Genomic DNA, 6,332 nt, shown 5'->3' with positions numbered 1-6,332 from the left:
TATTTACATCTCCATTTACTATGTGATAAGCTTTTTACGTCATTCATTGACATTGAACCTCCTATGTTGAAATGTTGTGGTTGCCAGACCAACTTCATTTTACCACTAGGAGGTTCTTTCCTTTTCTCTAAGAATTTTTTACCGACCCCCAGTTTAACTGGGGGTTTAGTCATGCCTATTCGGCGTACAATAAAAGCCAAGCTATTTCTAAATATGAATAGCTTGGCTTTTACATTGTGTAAATAGGTTTAGAGCGTATAAGAAACAAAATATGTGTTTTCAAAAGCTTTCAAGAGCTAATGAAGTATCAATCTAAGAATCATAAGTAGAGGCAGAACTAATATAGCACCAGCCAAAATAAAACCAGCTAAAACAACCATGGTGCCATACGTGATTAGACATAACTTTATTAAAAAATCTATACAACTATATATACACATACCCACGGTAGATTGTTCTTTTAAAGAAATGAACCATGCTTTCACTCTATAATACATTTTCGGTTTATCAAACACAGGATATAGTTTCTCATACCATAAAATCACCCATGGTAAAACCCAAATATTCCCAAAGCAAAATATCAATACAGGCAGATAATCTCTTAATGGATATGCTTCTAATACATATCGATCGTACAGTAATGTATAAATCCCCCAAATAGAGGCTCCCCAAATAAGTAAAAGCACAAACTTTAACAGAAACAAAAAAATAAGTTTAATCATCAATCTAAGTCTATCCTCAATTCTGACCATTCTAATACTATCCATAATTTATTATGTCTCATCGTCATAAGCTATACCATATGCTTTTTGATAGAGCAAATTAGGCAATTTATATTTTTCATCACCAAAATCAGCAGGTAGAATCATAGCATTTAGATTTTCTTTATATACACGTTGTTGGCGAATCTGTCCATCATTATAATAGGTACCGCCATCATTAACAGTTCCAGTGATTCCTGAGTTCCCTTGTTTTGCACGCCAAATAGAGATATACGGTATCTTATTGCCTTGTTTTAGAGCTTGATCATGAGCATTAATCAAATGGCGCAAAGAACGATCCATTTGGTAATCGTATTGTACTGAAAGCCCTTGAATCATATTAGCAGCAGGCATAGAAACATAAATGCTGGCTTCGATACGACGATGACCATTCGGTGCCGTTACAGACTTAACAGATGAAAGGTCCAAATATTTTCCATCCCCTCGTCCAGAGTCAGCACTCGAATCGATGTGCTCAAATCGCTCTGAGTTTAATAAGTCAGCCTGTGTTACAGCTTGACCTTTCATAGGCAATACGAGGCAGGCTAATAACCATAGTGAAAGTAAATATATGCGTTTCATCGTCCACCTCACTGTACCACAATATCATCAAAATGCTGTTGATACACGGACATAAACATAGCATCCGCTATATCATACATAATAGTGTTATTACGATTAAGTGGGAACTTACGCGTATCATTCACATAATGCATTGGCTTCGTCTCCCCATCAAAGGTATACTTCGCCACATCTACCTCTGTCATAGCTAAACCAGACTTACTTTCACTAGCCTCAATCAATGCCATCATAGACGGGCTAGGATTCATCATATGAGACGAATGGATTAAGGTAGCTAGAGAATAGTTTGTATCATAATCCACGGTGAGCTGTCTCTCATCGATAGTAGATTGATAAGACGTATCCATCACAACATAGTAGGTCCCGCGCAAAGAATACTGTGGCGGTACATAGCGAAGGGCCTCAATAGAATACGTGTTCAAATAGATATACAAGCCACCACTCTCCATGGGACCATTCATCGATCGAGTATGAACTAACTTAAACTGTGGTGATGTCTGTAATTCTTGTAATGTAATCGCCTCTGTGGGCATGGTGAAAGCCAGCAACACAAGGGCTAGCATTAAAATACGTTGAATCATAAAAACCTCTCTCAAACGAAATAGTCAAATACAGCTTATTTACTCAATAGCTTAACCCATTCCATATACCATGGAATAAAGATTGAACTATTTTCAAGACTCTCCTTATATGTCCCTTCTTGTCTCCATTGTGGTTCTTTACGTAATCTTGTAGCATCATCAAAGTCTACGTATTCGATCATATCTCTTAGCTGCTTATGCGTATACGATGTTTTACTTTCATCATAATTAATACGATAACTGTAATAGTATACAGAATCTTTCACAACATGACGAAGATAGGATTCACGATTGGGCTTATAGGCATCAACTAAAGAACCAGGAATTCCGTTATTCCACACTACGGCGTACTGTGTAGGTGTATCCAAATCATTATATTTATGTAAATAATATATTATTGGAACCTTAATCAGCGTGTTATCTGTCTCTTTGCTCATAATTGCGCTACGTATTACCCGTATTTTAACCCCTGTATCCTCATAAGTTCTCACCTCATGTCTCTCATTTTCTACGGCTTCACTGACTAACTTAGCCGTCTTAGGAATGCGATAGTGAAAGTTCCCCCAATGCTCAATCTGACTGTAATTATCTAATCCAGATAAGGATTCTATGGATGGAATAATATAATTACTCATCACCACTTCAGGTGCTTGATCTTGATATAGATCTTCTGTATTAACCCATCCACCATAAGTAACTCCATACGTTGTCTTTGTATCATCCGGAGTGAATTCCGTATACATTATGCGAGAATTGTTTGACATGAACTTCCAAGATGCATTCCTCAACCCTGGATAATTATATTTTCCTTCACCTTCAGCATATTTACTAAGCTCTTTACCATGAGGTGGTCCTACTACTAAAAACGAACTGAAACTACGAACAGCAAATAATGGCTTTTTTCCAGGCTCAGTTTCTATCACATCACCACGGAAGCTAACATTTGGTACGGATAATCTGATATTTTTATCCCCTTCATGAATCAATACCACTGTAGACTGCGAATAATCTGCAAGCTCCAAAGCCTTAGAAAAACCAGGATGTTCCAGATTTAGCTTATCAAGCGTAGATGGCGGATTTTTAGGATTCGATTTTGCAAACTGACTATATGACTCTGCCTCTTGCTCTGCAACTTTATTAATATGCCGATAATTCTCATACGCATTAGCAGGAATACTCGCATCGGCCCCAGGCACAGGTGGCTGTCCTTTTGGCACTTCGATCTGCACAGCACTTACATTCATGGTGAAAGCAGCCGCTAATGCCATCATGACTATACTTTTACGTAACATAAAATCCTCTCTCAACTTACAACATAAATAAGCACAACCTTATTAGCATAAGTATACTATGCAAACAAGGCTGTGCCTATTATTAATAATTTTATAATTTAGTATATAGGATTTACTTCTATTGATATTTATAAGATTGATATTTATAAGGTTTATCTCCATTTGACGATATATATCTTTATCCTTATAATATAAGTAGATAGTCAGACGAGTAGTGACGTCAGGCTCATCTCTAAACTAAATGAAACATGTAGAAATGGCCTTTTCGTTTTATCTAATTTCCGAAGAAACGAAGGGCTATTTTGCTATTTCTCGGCAAATAAAACCGAGCTACTAATCAAATAGTAACTCGGTTTTTAGTGTGTTTAAATTTTGAAAATAGACTAATAATCTATCAATGGAATACTTAAAACAGTAGAGACAGAGATTAAGATATACACTACAAGACATAGTTTTAGCAAAAGCAGTAAACTGCCAAATAGGACTTTATAGATAGGTGCTTCTTGTTTCTTGGATCGTATCCAGTCTTTAATTTTATAATATATTTTTGGTTTGTTAAAAGCTGGCGGTAATCGCTTACACCATAAAACAAGCCACAGAATACAACATATATTACCAAAGAGAAAGAATAGAAATAGGCCGAACTGCTCCAATGAAGATACTTTCAATACATAAATATAATAGAGTAGCTGAGTAAAGGTCTCTACAGAGTTAACCCATAGATAAACAAGATAAGCCTTAAACAAAAGCACTAATATAATTTTGATGTACTTGAGTATACTCATTGCCTCTCTCCTATCTAATACCATAAAAACTTTAACACTAGAGTTCTTATTGAGTTAATATTTCAATCCATATTCAATTTCGTGCCTATTATTTATCATTTATATTTTAGATTGTATAGAAGTTATCTCAAATTAATATATAAGATTTATCTCCATTTGACGATATACATCTTTATCCCTATAATATAGGTAGATAGTCAGACGAGTAGCTGCGTCAGGCTCATCTCTAGTTACATAAAAACATGAAGAAATGGCCTTTTCGTTTTATACTAATCTCCAGATTAGTGGAAATGAAGGGCTATTTGTCTTTTGTGAGACAAATAAGCGCCACAAGTGCTCCAAAGAAATACATAGAAAACGCCCGTTATTTACGGGCTATTTTTTACTCCTACTATATATACATTCTCCAACGCGCCAAGAAACTCCTCGTTGTAATTTCCCCAGTTTTTAGGGATAATAAAGCTATACTTGCGTACGCACCACAAGTAGGTAAGGGTGATTTAGTATGTGTCTCTAACTAGTTTGTAGTTTAGGAGGTGGCATATGGATTCTTTAACTATTATATGGGTCATTGTTTGTGCCTATTTATTACTGAATTTATTGGTCGGCGTGTATTGTCATATTCGTGTAAAAGATAGTACTGACTATCTACTCGCAGGTCGTCGTATTGGGGTTCTTATGACGGCAGGCACGTTAGCAGCTACGGAGATCGGTGGCGGGAGTACCGTTGGTGTAGCAGCAAAAGCGTATGGTTCTTGGGGTTTATCTGCAGGTTGGTACGTAGTCTCTGCAGGGATTGGGGTTATTCTCGTTGCTTTCATCGCACCGCTTTTACGTCGTGCCATGGCAACAACAGTGCCAGAGATCATCGGTCGTCGCTTCGGTGGCTCTAGCCATTTAATTACGTCTATTTTGTCCATGCTAGCAACGATTACATTAGCCGGCGTACAGATTACAGCGACAGCAACTATTATTAGCGTTCTCACTGGGCTTTCAACAGAACTTGCCATCCTCATCTGCGGTGCGGTTCTCGTAATTTACACCATGTCCGGCGGCATGTGGAGCGTAACAATGACGGACGTTATCCATTTCTTCGTTCTTGTTGGAGGCTTCTCCCTCGCTGTGCCGTTCGTATTGCACAATGTGGGCGGTTGGGAATCGGTAGTGACAAAATTACCACCTGAGCAGCTCGGCTTCACTAAGGTTGGTTGGAAAACCATCATCGGCCTTATTATCATGTACTTCATGACCTTCTCCACCGGTCAAGAGTCCGTACAACGGTACTTCGCCGCGAAGGACGAAAAAACAGCCGTTCTTGGTTCCATCATTTGTGGTATTATCATGGCTCTATTTGCCTTCGTTCCTGCCGTATTGGGCCTCGTAGCATTGGCTGAGTTCCCGAACATCGAAGCGAATAATGCGGTGGCAACGGTAGCACTTAACCTCATGCCTCCAGTAATGGCTGGCTTCGTTATGGCCGCTGTCGTATCGGCCACGCTTTCATCAGGCGCAGGCGACCTATTAGGCGCTGCTACTGTATTTACCAAGGATATTGTGGAATATCATTTTGGTAAAAGCCTCACCGATGCTCAGCTCACTAGATATAGCCGTCTATGCGTGCTATTCCTCGGCATTATCGCCATCGTTATCTCCCTTGTAAGCAAAGCCATCATTCCGATGCTCGTATTTGCTTTCACCATGAGATCCGCTGGCCCATTCGCCGCATTCCTACTTGGACTCACATGGAAAAATGCAACAGCAGGCGCTGGCATTTGGTCCATCGTCCTCGGCTCTATCGCAGGCGTGTACTGGGAATTCGTGGGCAACCCATACGGTATTATGTCCATCATCTTCGGTTCCATCGTCAGCCTCATAGTCTTTGTGGCTGTGGTGTTCATTGAAAGATCCATGGGTAAACCACCGGCTCCACCGGCAATTCCTGATCATTTAAAGGAATAATGTAAAAGAATATTCTAAAAGAGCACACAAAAGTGCACATAAAAGAGAAAGCTCCTATCGGTGAAAGCCAATAGGAGTTTTTCTTATGTTACAACCACATCATCCAATTGTGTGCTATACACACATTCATCATAATTTGACGATATATAATAACCTTATTATAATATAAGAAGATAGTCAGACGAGTCGTAACGTCAGGCGCATCTCGAAAAACATAAGATTTTGAGAAATGGCCTTTTCGTTTTATACTAATCTCCAGATTAGTGGAAATGAAGGGCTATTTGTCTTTTGTGAGACAAATAAGCGCTATTAATGCCCCAAAGGCAATAACCACAGTTATTACCTGTAATAAGAGCATGATTAATTCATAAT

General features: G+C 38.6%; 5 protein-coding genes. 1 reads left to right on the top strand and 4 read right to left on the bottom strand.

The annotated features are described in order from the left end of the window. Positions 1-296: 296 nt before the first annotated feature. From KH364_RS09340 to KH364_RS09325, 4 genes are read right to left on the bottom strand one after another with little or no spacing between them, the layout of a single operon-like run. Positions 297-767, bottom strand: a complete 471-nt coding sequence (locus KH364_RS09340) for a hypothetical protein (RefSeq protein ID WP_273299419.1) — start codon at positions 765-767, stop codon at positions 297-299. A gap of 6 nt (positions 768-773) precedes the next feature. Further along, on the bottom strand, positions 774-1,343 hold the full coding sequence (locus KH364_RS09335; protein ID WP_273299418.1) for a hypothetical protein: 570 nt from the start codon (positions 1,341-1,343) through the stop codon (positions 774-776). An 8-nt stretch (positions 1,344-1,351) separates the two neighbouring features. Next, complete coding sequence (locus KH364_RS09330; RefSeq protein WP_273299417.1) at positions 1,352-1,924, bottom strand: hypothetical protein; 573 nt, start codon at positions 1,922-1,924, stop codon at positions 1,352-1,354. Positions 1,925-1,959: 35 nt separating this feature from the next. Continuing rightward, entirely contained in the window at positions 1,960-3,216 is a 1,257-nt protein-coding gene (locus KH364_RS09325) for a hypothetical protein (RefSeq protein ID WP_273299416.1), read from the bottom strand. Positions 3,217-4,544: 1,328 nt separating this feature from the next. On the opposite strand from KH364_RS09325, the gene KH364_RS09320 reads away from it, so the two are divergent. After that, entirely contained in the window at positions 4,545-5,960 is a 1,416-nt protein-coding gene (locus KH364_RS09320; protein ID WP_273299415.1) for a sodium:solute symporter family protein, read from the top strand. The last annotated feature ends 372 nt before the right edge of the window (positions 5,961-6,332 follow it).

The sequence above is a fragment of the Veillonella sp. oral taxon 158 genome (assembly GCF_018376515.1).
Taxonomy (GTDB): domain Bacteria; phylum Bacillota; class Negativicutes; order Veillonellales; family Veillonellaceae; genus Veillonella; species Veillonella rogosae.
The sequence above is the reverse complement of the archived record's forward strand: the minus strand, read 5'-3'. Positions and strand labels throughout refer to the sequence as shown.

What these genes read in the sequence shown, in the direction of transcription:
- KH364_RS09320 (WP_273299415.1), top strand. Translation starts at nt 4,545, where the DNA reads ATGGATTCTTTAACTATTATATGGGTCATTGTTTGTGCCTATTTATTA.
- KH364_RS09330 (WP_273299417.1), bottom strand. Translation starts at nt 1,924, where the DNA reads ATGATTCAACGTATTTTAATGCTAGCCCTTGTGTTGCTGGCTTTCACC.
- KH364_RS09325 (WP_273299416.1), bottom strand. Translation starts at nt 3,216, where the DNA reads ATGTTACGTAAAAGTATAGTCATGATGGCATTAGCGGCTGCTTTCACC.
- KH364_RS09340 (WP_273299419.1), bottom strand. Translation starts at nt 767, where the DNA reads ATGGATAGTATTAGAATGGTCAGAATTGAGGATAGACTTAGATTGATG.
- KH364_RS09335 (WP_273299418.1), bottom strand. Translation starts at nt 1,343, where the DNA reads ATGAAACGCATATATTTACTTTCACTATGGTTATTAGCCTGCCTCGTA.